The organism is Ruegeria sp. BF6 (assembly GCF_056538665.1).
Genome location: NZ_JBQFTN010000003.1, coordinates 172,569 through 189,628, shown reverse-complemented (window position 1 = coordinate 189,628; position 17,060 = coordinate 172,569). Strand labels below are relative to the sequence as shown.

The window sequence follows — 17,060 nt, the reverse complement described above, 5'->3', positions numbered from 1 at the left end:
TGAACGCTGTCCGGTGAAAACAGTATAACACACAAGCTTGTGTGGCGCACCGGGACGTGCCAAGCGTTTCTGCGCAGCTTGGGGGAGAAGGGGCGGTTCATGAAGGCAGGTCTGGTAGTCTTGTGCCTGGGCTATGTGCTCAGCCAGTTCTTTCGCGCCTTTCTGGCGGTGCTGAGCGTTGATCTGGGCCGCGATATAGGCGCCACGCCCGAGGATCTGGCCTTTGCCTCGGGGCTTTGGTTTCTGGTTTTTGCCGCCATGCAGTTGCCAGTGGGCTGGGCACTGGATCAGATCGGGCCGCGCCTGACAGCAGCAGTTCTGTTGCTGGTCGGCGGCGCGGGCGGCGCGGCACTGTTTGCCCTGGCCAGTACACCGTTTCATGTCGCTGTCGCCATGGGGTTGATCGGTGTCGGGTGTTCTCCGGTGCTGATGGCATCTTACTACATCTTTGCGCGGGAATACCCGCCCGCGCGCTTTGCGACGTTGGCGGCGGTGATGCTGGGCGTGGGCTCGGTGGGCAATCTGGTGGCCTCCTACCCCACCGCGCTGGCGGTCGAGCTGATGGGGTGGCGCGCGACGATGTGGGTGCTGGCGCTGTTCTCTGGTGCCATTGCGCTGGGCATCTGGATCACCGTGCACGATCCAAAACGGGTTGAGACCGAGCACCGGGGGTCTGTACTGGACCTGCTGAAGGAACCCGCGCTTTGGGCGATCCTGCCGCTGATGCTGGTGGCCTATGCGCCCGCGGCGGCCACGCGTGGGTTGTGGGCCGGGCCATATCTGAGCGATATCTTCAAACTCAGCACCACCCAGATCGGTACGGCGACGCTGATCATGGGGGCGGCGATGATTGCGGGCACCTTTGCCTATGGTCCGCTTGACCGGATGCTGGGTACGCGGAAATGGGTGATCTTCGGCGGCAATGCGCTGGGCACGGCGGCGCTGGTGCTGCTGTGCCTGTGGATCAACAGCGTGGTCTGGCTGTCAGTACTGCTGATGGCGGTGATTGGCTTCCTCGGGGCCAGCTTTCCGGTCATCATGGCGCATGGCCGCGCCTTTGTGGCTCCGCATCTGGTGGGGCGGGGCATGACCCTGCTGAACCTCTTTGGCATTGGCGGCGTTGGCATTGCGCAATTCGTCACGGGACGCATCCATGCGGCCACAGTGGACATCAGCCCGACCGCGCCCTACACAGCGATATTCGGCTTTTTCGCGATCACGCTTGCCATTGGCTGCGTGATCTACCTATTCAGCCGCGACAGCGTCGACTGACGCTGAAACCGTCAGGAGCACCCATGTCCGACCCGCGCGTCATTGCCCCCAATCTAAAACGCAGGCTTTCGGGCGTGACGGCGACGATTGCCCGGCTGGTGCCTCTGCAGGTTCAATGGATCGACATCGCCGCGACGGGGCCGGGCCTGCCATCGGGCATCCCGCATATCCCTCTGGGCCGCCTACCCTTTCTGTCGCGCAAAACCCAGCGTGTCTGGCACGCCCGCCGCAACACCGAGATGCTGCTGGGCCTGTTCCTGCGCAACATCCTGCGGCTGAAGCTGAAACTGCTTTTCACCAGCGCCTCGCAACGGGCCCACACCGGTTACACCAAATGGCTAATCGAGAAGATGGACGCGGTGGTCGCCACCTCGCGCAAGACGGCCGGGTATCTGGAGCGCGACGCGCAGGTGATCATGCATGGCATCAACCTGCAGGATTTCACTCCGCCCGAAGACAAATCCGCTGTTCGGGCAGAACTGGACCTGCCCGAAGGCCTGTTGCTGGGCTGCTATGGCCGCATTCGCCACCAGAAAGGCACCGACGCCTTCGTTGATGCGATGATCGACCTGTGTGGCCGCTTTGAAGACGTGCACGGCATCGTTATGGGCCGCGCCACCGAGAAACACACCGACTTTCTGGCCGAACTGAAAGACAAGGTCGCCAAGGCGGGCCTGTCCGACCGTATCCTGTTCAAACCCGAGGTGACCGTGGACCAGATCGCCGAGTGGTATCAGGTGCTGGATCTGTTCATCGCCCCGCAACGGTGGGAAGGGTTCGGCCTCACCCCATTGGAGGCGATGGCTTGCGGCGTGCCGGTTGTCGCCACCGATGTGGGCGCGTTTTCCGAGATTGTCACCAACCCGTCGCTAGGCCGCGTGGTGGAGCCCGGTGACATCCCCGCCTTGGCTGATGCCGCCGCCGAAATGCTGACCGACCGCGATTCCCTGACGCAATCCGGCATCGCCGCCCGCGCCCATGTCGAGCAGAATTTCGATATATATGGCGAGGCCAAGACCCTAGTGGCGCTTTACGAACGGCTTCTGAACGACGCCTGACGCTCCTTGCCGCGTAAAATCGGCGTCATTGGGGGAATATCGCCCCGAAAACCCTTTTTTCTTTCTCGCCGCGCGGCTATGAACGCGCGTCCTTAACTTTGGAGACATGAAATGGGCTATCGCGTCGTTGTCGCCGGCGCCACGGGTAACGTGGGCCGCGAAATGCTGAACATCCTGGCGGAACGCCAGTTCCCGGTCGATGAACTTGCCGCCCTGGCAAGCCGTCGTTCGCTGGGTACCGAAGTAAGCTTTGGCGACAAGACACTGACGACCCAGGACATCGACACCTTCGATTTCACCGGCTGGGACATGGCTCTGTTTGCCATCGGCTCAGACGCAACCAAGACGTATGCCCCCAAGGCGGCAGCGGCTGGCTGCGTGGTGATCGATAACTCGTCGCTCTATCGCTATGACCCGAAGATTCCGCTGATCGTGCCGGAATGTAACCCTGAGGCGATCCACGACTACAAGAACAAGAACATCATCGCCAACCCCAACTGTTCGACTGCGCAGATGGTTGTCGCGTTGAAGCCCCTGCACGACCGCGCCAAGATCAAGCGCGTTGTGGTGTCGACCTATCAGTCGGTCTCGGGCGCCGGTAAAGAGGGTATGGACGAGCTGTGGGATCAGACCAAAGCGGTCTACAACCCCACCACCGAGGTTGAACCGAAGAAGTTCCAGAAGCAGATCGCCTTCAACGTCATTCCGCAGATTGACGTCTTCATGGAAGACGGCTCGACCAAGGAAGAGTGGAAGATGGTTGTGGAAACCAAGAAGATCGTCGATCCGTCGATCAAGGTCACGGCAACCTGCGTCCGCGTTCCGGTCTTCGTTGGCCACTCTGAGGCTGTGAACATCGAGTTCGAGGAATTCCTGGACGAAGACGAAGCCCGTGACATCCTGCGCGAAGCACCGGGCATCATGGTGATCGACAAGCGCGAGGCCGGCGGCTACGTCTCGCCGGTCGAATGTGCGGGCGATTTCGCCACCTTCATCAGCCGCATCCGTCAGGACTCGACCATTGAAAACGGCATCAACCTGTGGTGCGTCTCGGACAACCTGCGCAAGGGTGCTGCACTGAACGCAGTGCAGATCGCCGAATTGCTGGGTCGTGAAGTACTGAAAAAGGGCTGAACCCGTTCCAACAGAAATGCCACAAGGGCCACCAAATCCGGGTGGCCCTTTTTCTTTTTCTTGTAGTGAAATAAAGCGCCTGCAACCTTTGCGGGTAGCCGGAACCTTTTCTCTGCGAGCACTTATGAAAAACCTGTTTTATCTGTTGGCGCTTGCGCCGACGTTGCTGTCTGCCGAAACTTTCACAATCGACACCAAAGTCAGCGAAGTGACAGTATACCCACAAGGAGTCGAAGTTCTTCGAACCGGAAGCTATTCGATCCCTGCCGGCACACATCGGCTGGTACTGTTGGGCGTCCCGGCCAGTGATCCGGATACCCAGTTGTCAACGATGCAGGTTCAGGCCGATGGGCTCAGCCGATCCGCGCTCATTGTTCGCGGAGATGATGTGCCCTGGCATGACTACGTCAGCGATGAGGTCAAACAGGCCGAGGATCGCGTCACTGATATCGAAAACCAGATCGCGGCGGTAGAGGACAGGGCCGAAACTGCGCGGCTCAGGGCCGAGGCGGCCCGTCATAAGATCGCATTCCTGTCCAATCTGGGCCGGAACGAGGGTCTGGCAGGTTCAGATGCTGAAAACCTGCGCAGAATTGCTCAAATGGTTGGAGAAGAATCTCTGAACGCCGAGAACACTGCCCAAACCGCCGAAATCGAAGCACGCAAAATCGAAGAGAAACTGGTCGATCTGGAAGAGCAACTGGACGCAGCACAAGCCGATCTGGCTGCCTTGCTGCCAGAAACGGGCGAGCGACTGTTCATCGCTGTGGACGTCACTGCCAAAGCGGCGTCCGAGGGCGCTATTTCCCTGTCTTACATCGAATTCTACAACGCGGAATGGCAACCCGGGTACGAATTTGATCTAAAGACCACAGACACGCCCGAAGTCCGGATCGACCGACGCGTTCTGGTGACGCAGGAGACTGGCGAGAACTGGCAGGACGTCAGGCTTAGCGTGTCGACACTTCAACCCGTTGGGCAAAACAGCGCATCGCGTATCTTTTCCCAACGCAGGTCAATCAGCGAATACGTTGCAAATCTTGAAGAACCAGTTGTCGAAGCCCCGGTGGTGGTGGAGGAAACTGCGGGCTTTGCACCCGATCCCGCATCCGTTCAGGGCACCGGCATTACCTATACCTTGTCCGAGCCGATCTCGATCGCGAGCGGGTCTGAAATTGCCGAATTCGCCCTGGACAGCATGACCCAGTCGGTTGAACTGTTTGCGCTGGCAAACCCACGTCGCGATGAAACGGCGTATCGCACAGCACGTTTCACCAATCCTTACGACCAGATGTTGCTGTCGGCGAACTATGCCAGATGGCGGGTCAACGGAGTGTTGGTGGCAGCGGACAGCACCGCAAGCATTGGTCCACGGGAAGAGGTTGAGATGGGGTTTGGCCCGCTTTACGCCCTGACCGTCAACCGCAACATCCTGGGGCGTAGCCAAGGCGATGTTGGTCTTATTTCACGCTCCAATCAAAGTCAGGAACGCGCCCAGATTAAGATTGAAAATCTGACAGGCGAAACCTGGCCGCTCCGCATTTTGGACCGCGTGCCTTTTTCCGAACAGGACGATCTTGAGATCACCTGGACTGCCCAGCCGAAACCAAACGAAGAAAACGTAGACAACCGGCGCGGCATTCTGGCATGGGAGCTGGAGCTGGCGCCGGGTCAATCGGAGACGATTCAATTGGATACCAAACTCAGTTGGCCCGAAGGAATGGAGCTGCACTGATACGCTCCATCCCATGTCACCTACAGCGCCTGCCCCTCCTCATCAAAAAACTGAAGCTTTTCAGGCGCAAAGTGCAGGCCGATCTTTGCTCCGGCCTTGATCTCGGTATCGCCACCAAGGCGGACGGTGACTTTCTCCTCGGTGCCGCAATCGACAATGACGAACATATCGGCACCGAGGTATTCGACCACCTCGACCAGCCCGTCGCTGTGGCCCGCGCCGGGTTCGACCACACTGATATGCTCCGGGCGAATGCCCAGCATCGTGGCCGTACCGGTGCGGTCGAAAGGTCCGCTGCCGCCGTTTTCCAGTTGGAATTGGTCACCTGACACGGTGCAGGGCAGGACGTTCATTTTCGGGCTGCCGATGAACTGTGCCACGAACAGGTTGGCGGGGCGCTCGTATAGCTCACGCGGCGTACCGACCTGCGCGATTTTGCCGAATTCCAGCACGACGATGCGGTCGGCCAGGGTCATCGCTTCGACCTGATCATGGGTCACATAGATCATGGTGCGATTGAGGCTCTGGTGCAGCTTGGCGATCTCATACCGCATCTCGACCCGCAAAGCGGCGTCGAGGTTGGACAGAGGCTCGTCGAACAGGAATGCGGTGGGGTCGCGCACGATCGAACGCCCGATCGCCACGCGCTGGCGCTGCCCACCGGACAGGTCCTTGGGGCGACGTTCCAGATATGGTTCCAGCTTGAGCACTTCGGCGGCCTTGCCCACACGCTCGGTTATCTCGGCCTTTGGAACACCTGCCACCTTCAACGAAAAGCCCATATTCTCGGCCACGGTCAGATGGGGGTAGAGCGCATAGGACTGGAACACCATCGTCAGCCCGCGTTTCGAGGGCGGGTGATCGGTGACGTCGTCCCCGTTGATCAGAAGCGACCCGCGCGAGATATCCTCGAGCCCGCCGATCATCCGCAACAGGGTGGACTTGCCACAGCCCGAGGGGCCGACGAAGACGACAAACTCACCCTCTTCGATCTGCAGGTCGATGCCTTTGATCACCTGCACTTCGCCGAACCATTTTTCGACGGATTTGAGCTCGATGCTGCCCATCAGTTCCTCCCTGCCCAATGCAGCCAGACGGCGGCTGTCCAAGTGAACGAATTGCCCCCGGCCGGGCTGCCGGTGATCGGGTCGTAATATTCCGCAAAGCCGTGGCCCGCGATCAGACGCGCGGTTTTCAGGCGCAAGGTTTCGGCTTCGACGCCGTGGCCCATTTCCGCCAGTCCGAACCCTATCAGCATGTTCATGAAAGCCCAGGTTGGCCCGCGCCAATACCGGCGCTCATCAAACTTGGGCATGTTCGGGTCATAGCTGGGGATCGGGTGCGGGACGGTGGTCAGCACAGTCTTCACACGGTCCAGCATCTGAGGGGCTTCAATCCCTCCAAACCAGCACAAATAGCTTGCGTTAGAGACACTTTCGGCCCATTCGCCAGTATGCGCATTGCGGGCATCAAAGGCAGCCAGCGGCTCATTCCACAGCGACCGTGCACCGGCCTCAAGCCGGACCACATCCGCGTCAAGACCCTCGGCTTCGATCCCCAGTTCCTCGCTTATCGCCAACAGATCACGGGCGGCGCGCAGTGTGGCGAAACTCATGGTCGGGTCGGCGACGCGGAACGGGTTGACCTCCAGCAGTTTCTGCTGATCCCAACCAACCTCGCGCCCGATCTTCACCAGTTTGATATAGCGATCATAGTCGTATTTGGTGGGCCGGTCGGCGCTGTTCACATGGCTGGTGTCGCGGCGCTGATACTCGCCCACATCCGAGGCATCGATCCCCGCCATCGCGCCATCCCAGTCCGGCGCATTGTCGCGCCCGGCTTCCCAAGGATGGGTGGTGCAGACAGCGCCGTGCTCATCCAGACGCCACGCCATGAACCAGCGATGCCAGGCCAGCATGGCCGGGAACAGAGCACGAAGGCGCACCTCACCGGCCGCACGGTCCTTGTCCCAAACCCGCCGCGCCATAGTGGCGGCCAGCGGTGGCTGGGTGACGCCCGATGACGCAATCGGCCCGGTGCCGCCCCAGACATCCGGCCCGGGGAAATAGCCTGGATCGGGCTGATGAAACAGAATGTGGGGCACCATGCCGTTGTCCCACTGGCCCGAGAACAGCGTTTCAAGCTCGACCCAGGCGCGGTCAATATCGAATTCTGCAAAGCCCAGCGCTGCCACGGCACTGTCCCAGTTCCACTGATAGGGATAGAGGCCGCTGGTCGGGATCGTGTAACCACCCCGATCATTGGCAATCAGAATATTGCGGGCCGATTCACCCGGTGTTGTATAATAGTTCATCTCAGTCATCCTTTGACCGAGCCTGCGGTCAGGCCTTTGGTCATGAAACGTTCAAGCCCCAGGAACAGGGCCATGATCGGAACGGTGGCAATCACCGCACCGGCCATCAGGTGTTGGCGGGGAATTTCCGAGGAGTTCAGCATCGTGACGCCTCGGGTCAGGGTAAATTTCGACGGATCGTCCAGCAGCATGAAAGCCAGCAGGAATTCATTCCAGGCGATCATGAAGACATAGAGCGAGACCGACGCCAGCGCTGGCAGGCTGAGCGGCAGGGTGATTTTCCAGATCACCGCCAGCCGCGACAGGCCATCCATCAGACCGGCCTCTTCCACCTCGGTCGGCAGGCCGCGGAAATAGCCTTGCAGCATGTACAGCGCGACCGGGATCGTGGTGACCGGGTAGATCATGACGATGCCAAGGATCGAATTGCGCAGACCTGTCAGAGAGAACGCGATATAGATCGGCAGTGCCAGCACGATCATCGGCACCATGTAGATCAGCAGGATCGAGCGTGAGAACGCTTTTTGCCCCTGAAACCGGAATCGTGCCACTGCATAGGCACCCGGCACGCTGAACAGCAACGTGATGAACACCGTCAGGACCGAGACGTAGAAGGATGTCAACAGGTAGCTGCCGAAATTGAAATCGCGGAACAGCTCGGTATAGCTGCGGAACAAAGCCATGCCCTGGCTCAGATCGACCGAGAAATCCAGCGGGTTCTGCAGCAGTGCCTGCTGCGACTTCAGGCTGGTCATCACCATGACGTAGAACGGGATGACCACGATGGCGGTGAAGAAGATATAGCCGAAGCCGGTGCAGAAGCGGATCACCGCGTCCTCGTATTCGTGGCGGGTCAGCTCTGCAAACGGCAGGTCCTTGAGGATCGCGGCCAGTGACATATGCATTACCACGGCCACCGCGACCACAGTGACCAGCACCGATTGCAAGGTCGTTTCCGATCCGATCAGAACCGGGCCAAAGCCGGTCAGGCAAGACAAGCCCAGCAGGGCTGCCACTCCCAAACGCGAAGGCGCGCGGCGGGCCGCAAAACGGACATAGACCAGCCCGGCAACCGCGCCCCAGATCAGGCTTAGCAGAACCTGCGGTCGAAACGCCGCACCGGTGGCGAAGGACATGGTGACCGCGATGGTGGTGGCGATTACCAGCATCCAAAGCGCGCCCAAAACCGGGCCGGTGATGTATCCTTTGCGCATCACAGACCCTCCTCACGGCTGATGAACTTGAAGAAGACGAAACTGAAGGCGATCAGGCACATCAGGATTACGACGGCCACCGCAGCGCCTGCCCCGATGTTCGAGACCGCAAAGGCCTGTTCATAAACATTCACGGTCAGCGTGCGCGTGCCTGCATTGCCGCCGGTCAACAGGAAGATGTCGTCGAACTTGTTGAACGTCCAGATAAAGCGCAGCAGGAACAGCACCGACAGGATACCCAGCAATTGCGGGATACTCAGCAGCCAGAATTTCTGGAACGGAGAGGCACCGTCCATATCCGCCGCCTCATACATACTGGAGTCGATGGACTGCATCCGCGCAAGGATGAACAGGAAGGACAGCGGAAAATAGCGCCAGATTTCGAATACGGTAACCATGATCAGGGCTAAGGGCCGTTCCCCGAAGAAATTGATCGGCTCACTGCTCAGCCCCATCTGCACCAGCAGCGCATTGGCCGAACCCGAGAAAGGATCAAACAGCGTGACCCAGGTGAAGGCCACGGCGATCACCGGGGCCACATAAGGGAAAAGGTAGAGACCACGGATAAAGCCTTGCCCCTTGAAGCTCTTGTTCAACAGCAGCGCGGCAAACAGGCCCATCACCAGTGCGCCGATGGTGCCAAAGACGGTGTAGAACAGCGTCACCCACAACACGCCCCAGAATTCGGAACCGTCAAACACGCGGGCAAAGTTCTCAAGGCTGAATTCCAGATTGGTCAGGACACTCGGCCCGCTGCCGGTCACGCGGGGTTCAGACGCTTCGACCAGTTCTTCGAACGCGTCCGGATCGCCATCGAATTCAACCGGAATGCGGATACGCTCACGCTGACCGCCTTCCAAAGTGCCGAAATCGCAGAACAATTCCTGACCATTCAGAACACAGGGCGCGGCGACCTCCCCGGCGGTCACACCGTCGGGCAGCACATCACTCAGGGTCACGCCGTCGATGGCGAACTCCTGACTGGAGTTGCGCAGGCGGTATTCGATCCGCAGTTCGTCGCCTGATCCGCGCAGGCTTTCACGCACGACCGGTGCGGGCGGGCGCAGGTCGGACAGGGTAAACGGTTTGAAGCTGATCCAGATGATCGCCAGCAAGGGCAGGATCACCACAAGAGACACGCTGATCACGGTCGGAGCCAGCAGCGCCCAGGCCAGACGCGCCTCGCGTTTGGCAAGAGCCCCGGTTCCGGTCGGTGGGGTGGCCGAAGACATGGGGTACCTCGAAGGGTTGTGCGCAGCGGCGCAGACGCCGCTGCAGGTGCTGGTTGATTACTGAACCTTGGCCAGTTCGTCGTTCATGGCCGCAACGGCGGCGGCGGCGTCGATTTCGTCATCGATATACTGACGCACGATCCGGTTGATGGCCTGAGAGTTGATCATCTTCGAGGCCAGCGACAGCTGCCCCTCGGCCACGCCCCAACGCTGTGCCACGTCCAGACCGCCAACGATTTCGTCGATCATCGCCTGCTCGTAAAGCTCGCCCAGCGGGGCCTTGCGATCCACGCCCACGGGCAGCTCAGCCCATGCATCGGCAAAGGCGGTCGGGTTATCTGCATTGCCGCGACGGACCGGGAATTTGCCTTCGGGCGCAATGGCCAGCGTCTGGGTATAACCCTGATCCATGGCGTATTTCACGAAGTCCATTGCCGCGTCGGTATCCGCGTCGTTGGTGATACCAAAGTAACGCACGTCCCCCCAGGCCGCGCCATCAGGATTCGACGGGCCGGACAGTTTGGTGACAATACCGGTCTTGCCCGCCAGATCGCGCGAGGTCGGGTCGTCGGTGATGGTTGGCGGGGCGCTGTCGCGCAGACCTGCGAGCTCATCCAGAATGAAGGGCGACCAGATAATCATCGCGGCCTTGCCGTCAAAATACAATTCGCGCGATTGCTTCCAATAGAGCTCTCCCGGAGGCGAGGCCTTGGAAATCGCCTTGTAGAAATCCAGAACCTCGGTGGTCTTGGCCTCATCCAGCGGTTTGAACCCATCGGGGCCAACCGGGCTGACGCCGTTGGCGAGGAAGACATGTTCCAGCACCTGGCTCATGAAGTTTTCGTCGACCTTGGTTGCCGAGACAAAGCCGTACATCTCCGGCGGGTTATGTAGGGCTTCAAGCGCGACCTGAATGTCGGCAAAGCTGTCGGGTGCGTCCAGACCGGCCTCATCGAACAGGTCCTTGCGGTAGACGACCATCTGGGTCCAGCCATCCACTGGTACCGACGCGGTTTCACCGTTGAAAGCAGCCATGGCCAACGCGCCAGGGGCAAAAGTGTCGGTGCCCAGTTCCTCGATCACTTCGGTGGCAGCTTCGGTGTCGAGAATGCCGGCTTCTGCCCAGGGCAGAGCGTATTGCAGCGTGTGATAAACTACATCCGGCAGATCACCAGCAGCAAACGCCGCTGTGGCGCGGGTGCCCAGGTCGCTTTCGGTGACGGGGATCACCTCGACCGTGGTGCCGGTTTCAGCCTTGAACTGATCGGCCATCTCCTGCTGTTTGGCCAGACGCTCGGGCTGTTCCTCGGTGGTCCAGAACCGGATTGTGTCAGCCTGCACGGACAGCGCAGTTAGCGCCAGCGCCAACGACGATCCAAGCATCAGCCTGGCGACTTTGGGTGTCAGTTTCATGTGTGGTCTCCTCCCGGTTAGTCTTTATTGAGCTGTGTGCGTTTTACCGCCAGTTCCGCTGATGTCAGATGCGGCGGCCCGTCCGATTCCCCTTCGACCAGAGTCGCCTCGGTCAACTCGCGCAGGGTGCCGGGCGCCTCACCCCGGATCTGCCGGATCAGCAAGGTTGCCAGCCGCTGCCCGGCCATGCGGGAATCAACGGCGAAAGTGGTCAGCGCGGGGCGGGCGTAGCGGCATTCCGGAATCCCGTCATAGCCGATCACCGCAACGTCACGGCCAATCTCGAACCCTCGATCTTGCGCGGCCGAACAGAACCCCAAAGCGGCCAGGTCGGTGGCAAACACAATCGCGGTCGGCGGCTGATCCAGTTGCATCAGCGCCATCGCCTGCGTCGCACCGTCTTCCCGCGTCCGGGCGCCTTCGCGGATCAAATCGGGGTCTAGCGGCAGACTTGCCTCGTGCAGACCCTCGGCATAGCCGTCGCGTCGCAGATGGCTGTAATTGAACTTGGGGTCGCTGCCGACATAGCCGATGCGCGTATGCCCGAACCCTGCCAGCCGCAGCACCGCCTTGCGCATGGCGGTTTCGCCCGCGATGTCAAACCACGAGGTCTCCTCCCACGTGTTCGACTGCCCGTACCCGGTTCGGCCATAAAGAATATGCGGCACTTCGAGGTTGCGCAAAAGCCCAACGCGCGCATCCTTGACCATCGTTCGCGGCAGGATGAAGCCGTCCGCTTTTCGTTCCTCGAACAGGCGGCTGAGCACTTTCAACGCGTCGCGCTCCGAGGTCGCCGTGGATATGGTCATCGTCCAATCAAGGTTGCTGGCGGCCTCACAGGCACCGGCCAGAAAATCCTGCAGGAACGGGTTGTGCTGGTCGGGCTCTTCGCTGTTCAGCACCATCGCAATGGCGCGCACCTGTCCGGTTCGGATCGCCTGCGCATGGCTCAGCGGCCGGTAGCCCAGCTTGCGGGCGGCGGTCTCGACCCGCGTGCGCGTAACTTCGGAGATATCGGAATAGCCGTTCAGCGCCCGCGACACCGTGCTTTTCGACAGGCCCAGATGTGCCGCCAATTCGTCCAGCTTGACCCGGCCAGAGACCGAGGTGCGATTCGCGGATTCGAGCGATTGATATGATAGATTCGGAGCCATTTCTTACATTTGTTTGCTCCGAAACCGGTTTCGGCAACAAAAAAGTTAAAAAAAGTGCAAACTGGTCAATTTTTAGCGCCTATGCGGATTTCTTATTCCGTTGCTGCGACTTACCGAGGGGCCGAGGTCTTTAACTCTGTGTTTCGACCAGCATTTTCAAATTGGACAGTCCCCGTTCGTAGTCACCGCCCACCCATTCATCCATCATCAGCCCCATCCACCGCGCCATCGGATTCAGGCCCAGATCGGTGACAAAACCCCAAGTCACCTGCGTCTGATCGCCCTCGGGCACCAGGGCGAACGACGCCGAAGCGGTACCCATCGACCCGAAATCCAGCGCCGTTCTGACCGTTTGATCGGGGACGCTTTCGATGATCTCCTGCGATCCGGTCCCGACCTGCGGATGCTCCGAGCTCCAGTTAAGGGTATTGCCCACCCCGGCCTCGGGGCCGCTGTATGTCAGTTGCGTTTCAGGATCGCGCTCCAGCCAGGGCGACCATTTCTCGGTCTCCTGCATTGAATTCACGTAAGGAAAGATGGCAGCGGGTGGGGCGTCGATCGTGATGCTGCGTGATACTTCGGCTTTTCCGGGCAACAGGTAGGAAACCCCTATCAGCAGCAAAACAAGCACAAGCAGAGCCAGAAGAATGCGTTTGATGAATCGCATGATACGTCCCCGATCCAAACCCGGATAAGGCGACTATAGCAAAAAATCGCGCGGAATCAGAGGCCTGATCCCGCGCCTGTCAAAACTGCGGACTATTCCTGCGGATCAGACGACCACGAATTTCTTTTCCTTTGGGTCATAGCATTGCAGCCCGCCCTCACCGATATCGGTCCACAGCCCATGCAGGCTGAGCGAGCCGTCCTGCACCGCCGAGGACACAAACGGGAATGACATCAGGTTCTCGAGCGAGGCGACAACCGCCTGCCGTTCGAACTGCCGCGCCTGATCGACACTGTCTTCGATATCGGCCACCAGCTCGTATTTCGGCTTCAGAATATCCATCCAGCGACCGACAAAGCTGTCTTTGGCTTCCAGTTGCGGGGCCTGGCCCTTGCACATGTCGATGCAACCCTGAACGCCACCGCATTGCGAATGGCCCAACACTATCAAATGTGCCACCTTCAACGCAGTAACGGCGTATTCGATCGCGGCACTGGTACCGTGGTGATCACCATCTGGTGCGTAAGGCGGCACCAGATTGGCGATATTGCGGTGGATGAAGAAATCGCCCTGGTCCGCCCCAAACATTGACGTCACATGAACGCGGCTGTCGCAGCAGGAAATCACCATCGCGCGCGGACGCTGCCCTTCGGTCGCCAGGCGGCGGTACCAGACCTGGTTTTCGGAATAGGTGGTGGCTTTCCAGCCGTGGTACCGTTTGACCAAATAGCCCGGCAGGGGTTTCGCTAAATCCATTCTTCTGTCCATTTTCGAGTTCCTGAAGGCTGCTCTACCCGGAATTCGCAGAAAATTCGAGCCATTATCCTGCGCGGATGCAAGGTTTTGCAAAGGAAATCACGTTCAAAGTCGGTCTGTGCCGTGGGGGCGAAAAGAATTGGGGTGAATGTGGTGGATAAGATACTCACGCTTGAACACAAGGAAACCGTCCGGCTGGATCCGGACCAACTGAACGGATTGTACCGGCAACTGGGGGACAAGAACGCGCTGGACGTGCTGTGCCGCACGGTGGAGGAACTAGCCGTACGCCTGTCGAACTGCGAACGGTTCTGGCGGCAGCGCGACTGGGCGGGGCTGCGCAAATGCGCGCGGTCACTGGTCGCGATTGCGGACCAGATCGGCATGGTTGCGCTGGCCCGCGTCGCCGGGGATGTGGCGCAGACCGTCGACAAGGGCGATGCGGTGGCTACTGGAGCCACTCTGTCGCGGCTGATCCGGGTCGGAGAAAAATCGCTGACCGTGATCTGGGATCAGCAGGATCTTTCCGTCTGACGGGGCTTGCGGACAAGCCGTAGGCGGATAGGCTGGGCGCAAACCAAACCAGTCGAGATTTCTATGACCCTGTCCTTTGCTTCGCCCTCTGACCCCTCGCTGCCGCTGCATGTCGTCGCGCAACCCGATCTGGACGATTGGCTGCTCAACCAGCCGGATCGCGTGTCGAATTGGGTGCAGGCCGGCGGCTTTACCGGCGCACTGGGACAGGCCGCGCTGATCCCCGGTTCGGACGGCGCGCCTGAATTCGCTTTGGCGGGCTATGGCAATGCCGCAGGCCGCGCGCGTAAACGGTTTCCCTTGGCCGCCGCAGCCGAATCCCTGCCCAAAGGCACCTATCACATCGCCTCGGGCGTGCCCGTGGGTGCGTTGGGCACCGAATGTCTGGGCTGGCTGCTGTCCGGCTATGCGTTTGATCGCTACGCCGCGCAATCTCCGGCCAAGGCCCGTCTGGTTGCGCCCGAAGGAATTGATGCCGTGCGGATTGAGGTTCTGGCACAGTCCGAGGCCCTGACCCGCGATCTGGTCAACACGCCCACCTCAGATATGGGACCGGACCAGTTGCAAGCCACTGCCGAGGCACTGGCGCAGGAGTTCGGTGCGTCCTGCGAGGTGATCAAGGGGCAGGCTTTGCTGGAGCAGAACTTTCCGATGATCCACGCCGTCGGTCGCGCCGCCGCGCAAGAGCCCCGCCTGATCGAGATGAATTGGGGCAGTTCCGGCCCCAAACTAACGCTGGTCGGCAAAGGCGTGTGTTTTGACACCGGAGGGCTGAACCTAAAGCCCGGCAACTCGATGGCGCTGATGAAGAAAGACATGGGCGGATCGGCAAATGTTCTGGGTTTGGCGCGAATGATCATGGCTCTGAAACTGCCGGTCCAAATGCGCGTGCTGATACCGGCGGTTGAAAACTCGGTGGCTGGAAACGCGTTTCGCCCGGGCGACATCCTGACCTCGCGCAAGGGTCTGACGGTCGAGATCAACAACACCGATGCCGAGGGGCGGCTGGTGCTGGCCGATGCACTGGCGCTGGCGAATGAGGGCAATCCGGATTTGGTGATCTCGATGGCCACGCTGACCGGCGCGGCGCGGGTGGCCGTCGGCGCTGATCTGGCACCGTTTTACACCGATGACGACAATGCCGCCGAAACACTGGTGCGGGCCGGGCAACAGGCCGCCGATCCGGTCTGGCGGATGCCCTTCCACGAGCCCTATGAGGCGATGATCGAACCGGGTATCGCCGATCTGGACAATGCGCCCTCGGGCGGGTTTGCTGGATCGATCACCGCCGCGCTGTTCCTGCGACGCTTTGTCGGCGACTGCCGCTATATGCATTTCGACATCTATTCCTGGCAATCCAGCAAAGCGCCGGGTCGCAGCAAGGGCGGCCTCGGCCAAGGCCCACGGGCGCTGCTGGCCGCCCTGCCCGAGATTCTGGACCTATGACCAAGCAGCGCATCATAAACCCCGTGGTCGACCTGCTGCGCCACCCCGATGGCCCCCGCGACCGGCAGGTGTTGTTTGGCGACGCCGTAACCGTGACCGAAACCCAAGGCGGCTGGAGCCGGGTCATCGCGGAAAAGGACAGTTACTCCGGCTGGGTGGCCTCGGACCAGTTGGGGGCACCGGTTGCCGATACCCACTGGATCACCGCCCCCGCAACCCATGCCTATGCAGAGCCGGATATGAAAAGCCCCGACCAGGTTTCGCTGAGTTTCGGTAGCAGGGTTCAGGTTCTGTCGGAACAGAACCGGTTTCTGGAAACCGAGCTGGGTTTCATCCCTGCCGTGCACGCCAAGCTCAATGCTACTCACCTGACTGATCCGGTCGCAGTGGCCGAACTGTTTCTCGGCACACCCTATCTGTGGGGTGGCAACAGCCGGTTCGGGCTGGATTGTTCGGGTCTGGTGCAGGCCGGGCTATTGGCTTGCGGCATCCCCTGCCCCGGCGACAGCGGTGATCAGGAACGGGAACTGGGCGAGTCCCTGTCCGCAGGGACGGAACCGAAACACGGCGATCTGCTGTTCTGGAAGGGCCATGTCGCTTGGGTCTATGGTAAAAACATGCTGCTGCACGCCAATGCCTATCACATGGATGTGACATTCGAGCCGATGGATCAGGCAATCACCCGCATTCTAGACCAGGGCGACGGGCCTGTTACATCCCACAAAAGGCTCTAATCAAGGTCAACCGAGCGGATCAGCTTGCGTTCCAGCACTCGCAACACGGTGCGCAGGTCGTGGCCGCGCTTCAGGATGCGGCCATCCATGCCAATCACTGAATACATCCCCTGCCTTTGCCGCAGGCGCGGGTGTTTCTCGACCCGGTAAATCGGATGCTCGGTCGTGCGTCTAAAAATGGAAAACACCGCCATGTCTCGAAGGTTGGAAATTCCGTAATCGCGCATTTCTCCGGCGGCGACCATCCGGCCATAGACGGACAGGATATGGGACATCTCGTGCCGGTTAAACGCGACGGGCATCTGTGCCGAGTTAGCAGAAAACCGGCTGGGAGGCTGCATGTTCATACCCTCAGCCTTGCCGGAAAATGCGTTTGAATCAAGCCCGAGCACAACAA

At 60.2% G+C, this 17,060-nt stretch carries 16 protein-coding genes; 7 read left to right on the top strand and 9 right to left on the bottom strand.

Features of this window, described 5'->3' with window-relative positions; genetic code table 11:
• Window positions 1-99 precede the first annotated feature (99 nt).
• The 4 genes from ACR0IM_RS11280 to ACR0IM_RS11265 all read left to right on the top strand — a co-directional run bounded on the left by ACR0IM_RS11280 (window position 100) and on the right by ACR0IM_RS11265 (window position 5,199).
• Window positions 100-1,272, top strand: coding sequence for an MFS transporter (locus ACR0IM_RS11280; protein WP_480681964.1), 1,173 nt, complete (start codon window positions 100-102; stop codon window positions 1,270-1,272).
• Between the two features lie 23 nt (window positions 1,273-1,295).
• Window positions 1,296-2,330 carry a glycosyltransferase family 4 protein gene (locus ACR0IM_RS11275; RefSeq protein WP_480681963.1) on the top strand — a complete coding sequence of 345 codons (1,035 nt, stop codon included), beginning with the start codon at window positions 1,296-1,298 and terminating at the stop codon, window positions 2,328-2,330.
• Between the two features lie 111 nt (window positions 2,331-2,441).
• Window positions 2,442-3,464, top strand: a complete 1,023-nt coding sequence (locus tag ACR0IM_RS11270) for an aspartate-semialdehyde dehydrogenase (protein ID WP_480591756.1) — start codon at window positions 2,442-2,444, stop codon at window positions 3,462-3,464.
• 124 nt (window positions 3,465-3,588) lie between these two features.
• The gene (locus tag ACR0IM_RS11265; protein WP_480681962.1) at window positions 3,589-5,199 is read left to right on the top strand and encodes a DUF4139 domain-containing protein; all 1,611 of its coding nucleotides are present in this window, start codon (window positions 3,589-3,591) and stop codon (window positions 5,197-5,199) included.
• 20 nt (window positions 5,200-5,219) lie between these two features.
• Here the strand turns inward: ACR0IM_RS11265 and ACR0IM_RS11260 are convergent, their stop codons facing one another.
• From ACR0IM_RS11260 to ACR0IM_RS11225, 8 genes are all read right to left on the bottom strand, one after another.
• Window positions 5,220-6,266, bottom strand: coding sequence for an ABC transporter ATP-binding protein (locus ACR0IM_RS11260; protein WP_480591764.1), 1,047 nt, complete (start codon window positions 6,264-6,266; stop codon window positions 5,220-5,222).
• A complete protein-coding gene (locus tag ACR0IM_RS11255) occupies window positions 6,266-7,513 on the bottom strand; it encodes an MGH1-like glycoside hydrolase domain-containing protein (protein ID WP_480641359.1) in 1,248 nt (415 codons plus the stop codon). The genes ACR0IM_RS11260 and ACR0IM_RS11255 overlap by 1 nt, the downstream gene beginning before the upstream one ends.
• 5 nt (window positions 7,514-7,518) lie before the next feature.
• On the bottom strand, window positions 7,519-8,727 hold the full coding sequence (locus ACR0IM_RS11250) for a carbohydrate ABC transporter permease (RefSeq protein ID WP_480591773.1): 1,209 nt from the start codon (window positions 8,725-8,727) through the stop codon (window positions 7,519-7,521).
• Window positions 8,727-9,959, bottom strand: coding sequence for a carbohydrate ABC transporter permease (locus ACR0IM_RS11245; RefSeq protein WP_480681960.1), 1,233 nt, complete (start codon window positions 9,957-9,959; stop codon window positions 8,727-8,729). Before ACR0IM_RS11245 ends, ACR0IM_RS11250 begins: the two co-directional genes overlap by 1 nt.
• A 57-nt stretch (window positions 9,960-10,016) precedes the next feature.
• Complete coding sequence (locus ACR0IM_RS11240) at window positions 10,017-11,372, bottom strand: ABC transporter substrate-binding protein (RefSeq protein WP_480591781.1); 1,356 nt, start codon at window positions 11,370-11,372, stop codon at window positions 10,017-10,019.
• Window positions 11,373-11,389: 17 nt separating this feature from the next.
• On the bottom strand, window positions 11,390-12,526 hold the full coding sequence (locus tag ACR0IM_RS11235; protein WP_480681959.1) for a LacI family DNA-binding transcriptional regulator: 1,137 nt from the start codon (window positions 12,524-12,526) through the stop codon (window positions 11,390-11,392).
• Between the two features lie 130 nt (window positions 12,527-12,656).
• Entirely contained in the window at window positions 12,657-13,193 is a 537-nt protein-coding gene (locus ACR0IM_RS11230) for an SRPBCC family protein (protein ID WP_480681958.1), read from the bottom strand.
• A 105-nt stretch (window positions 13,194-13,298) separates the two neighbouring features.
• On the bottom strand, window positions 13,299-13,949 hold the full coding sequence (locus tag ACR0IM_RS11225) for a carbonic anhydrase (RefSeq protein WP_480591791.1): 651 nt from the start codon (window positions 13,947-13,949) through the stop codon (window positions 13,299-13,301).
• A gap of 144 nt (window positions 13,950-14,093) precedes the next feature.
• On the opposite strand from ACR0IM_RS11225, the gene ACR0IM_RS11220 reads away from it, so the two are divergent.
• The 3 genes from ACR0IM_RS11220 (at window position 14,094) to ACR0IM_RS11210 (ending at window position 16,663) form a co-directional block, all read left to right on the top strand.
• On the top strand, window positions 14,094-14,483 hold the full coding sequence (locus tag ACR0IM_RS11220) for a hypothetical protein (protein WP_480641485.1): 390 nt from the start codon (window positions 14,094-14,096) through the stop codon (window positions 14,481-14,483).
• A 63-nt stretch (window positions 14,484-14,546) separates the two neighbouring features.
• On the top strand, window positions 14,547-15,929 hold the full coding sequence (locus ACR0IM_RS11215; RefSeq protein WP_480681957.1) for a leucyl aminopeptidase family protein: 1,383 nt from the start codon (window positions 14,547-14,549) through the stop codon (window positions 15,927-15,929).
• Entirely contained in the window at window positions 15,926-16,663 is a 738-nt protein-coding gene (locus ACR0IM_RS11210) for a C40 family peptidase (protein WP_480681956.1), read from the top strand. Before ACR0IM_RS11215 ends, ACR0IM_RS11210 begins: the two co-directional genes overlap by 4 nt.
• Here ACR0IM_RS11210 and ACR0IM_RS11205 read toward each other — a convergent pair.
• Window positions 16,660-17,010 (bottom strand): DUF2794 domain-containing protein, encoded by a 351-nt coding sequence (locus ACR0IM_RS11205; protein ID WP_480591800.1) that lies wholly within the window; start codon window positions 17,008-17,010, stop codon window positions 16,660-16,662. The two genes, ACR0IM_RS11210 and ACR0IM_RS11205, sit on opposite strands and share 4 nt — an antisense overlap.
• Window positions 17,011-17,060: the final 50 nt, after the last annotated feature.

What these genes read in the sequence shown, in the direction of transcription:
- ACR0IM_RS11280 (WP_480681964.1), top strand. Translation starts at nt 100, where the DNA reads ATGAAGGCAGGTCTGGTAGTCTTGTGCCTGGGCTATGTGCTCAGCCAG.
- ACR0IM_RS11275 (WP_480681963.1), top strand. Translation starts at nt 1,296, where the DNA reads ATGTCCGACCCGCGCGTCATTGCCCCCAATCTAAAACGCAGGCTTTCG.
- ACR0IM_RS11270 (WP_480591756.1), top strand. Translation starts at nt 2,442, where the DNA reads ATGGGCTATCGCGTCGTTGTCGCCGGCGCCACGGGTAACGTGGGCCGC.
- ACR0IM_RS11265 (WP_480681962.1), top strand. Translation starts at nt 3,589, where the DNA reads ATGAAAAACCTGTTTTATCTGTTGGCGCTTGCGCCGACGTTGCTGTCT.
- ACR0IM_RS11260 (WP_480591764.1), bottom strand. Translation starts at nt 6,266, where the DNA reads ATGGGCAGCATCGAGCTCAAATCCGTCGAAAAATGGTTCGGCGAAGTG.
- ACR0IM_RS11255 (WP_480641359.1), bottom strand. Translation starts at nt 7,513, where the DNA reads ATGAACTATTATACAACACCGGGTGAATCGGCCCGCAATATTCTGATT.
- ACR0IM_RS11250 (WP_480591773.1), bottom strand. Translation starts at nt 8,727, where the DNA reads ATGCGCAAAGGATACATCACCGGCCCGGTTTTGGGCGCGCTTTGGATG.
- ACR0IM_RS11245 (WP_480681960.1), bottom strand. Translation starts at nt 9,959, where the DNA reads ATGTCTTCGGCCACCCCACCGACCGGAACCGGGGCTCTTGCCAAACGC.
- ACR0IM_RS11240 (WP_480591781.1), bottom strand. Translation starts at nt 11,372, where the DNA reads ATGAAACTGACACCCAAAGTCGCCAGGCTGATGCTTGGATCGTCGTTG.
- ACR0IM_RS11235 (WP_480681959.1), bottom strand. Translation starts at nt 12,526, where the DNA reads ATGGCTCCGAATCTATCATATCAATCGCTCGAATCCGCGAATCGCACC.
- ACR0IM_RS11230 (WP_480681958.1), bottom strand. Translation starts at nt 13,193, where the DNA reads ATGCGATTCATCAAACGCATTCTTCTGGCTCTGCTTGTGCTTGTTTTG.
- ACR0IM_RS11225 (WP_480591791.1), bottom strand. Translation starts at nt 13,949, where the DNA reads ATGGATTTAGCGAAACCCCTGCCGGGCTATTTGGTCAAACGGTACCAC.
- ACR0IM_RS11215 (WP_480681957.1), top strand. Translation starts at nt 14,547, where the DNA reads ATGACCCTGTCCTTTGCTTCGCCCTCTGACCCCTCGCTGCCGCTGCAT.
- ACR0IM_RS11210 (WP_480681956.1), top strand. Translation starts at nt 15,926, where the DNA reads ATGACCAAGCAGCGCATCATAAACCCCGTGGTCGACCTGCTGCGCCAC.
- ACR0IM_RS11205 (WP_480591800.1), bottom strand. Translation starts at nt 17,010, where the DNA reads ATGAACATGCAGCCTCCCAGCCGGTTTTCTGCTAACTCGGCACAGATG.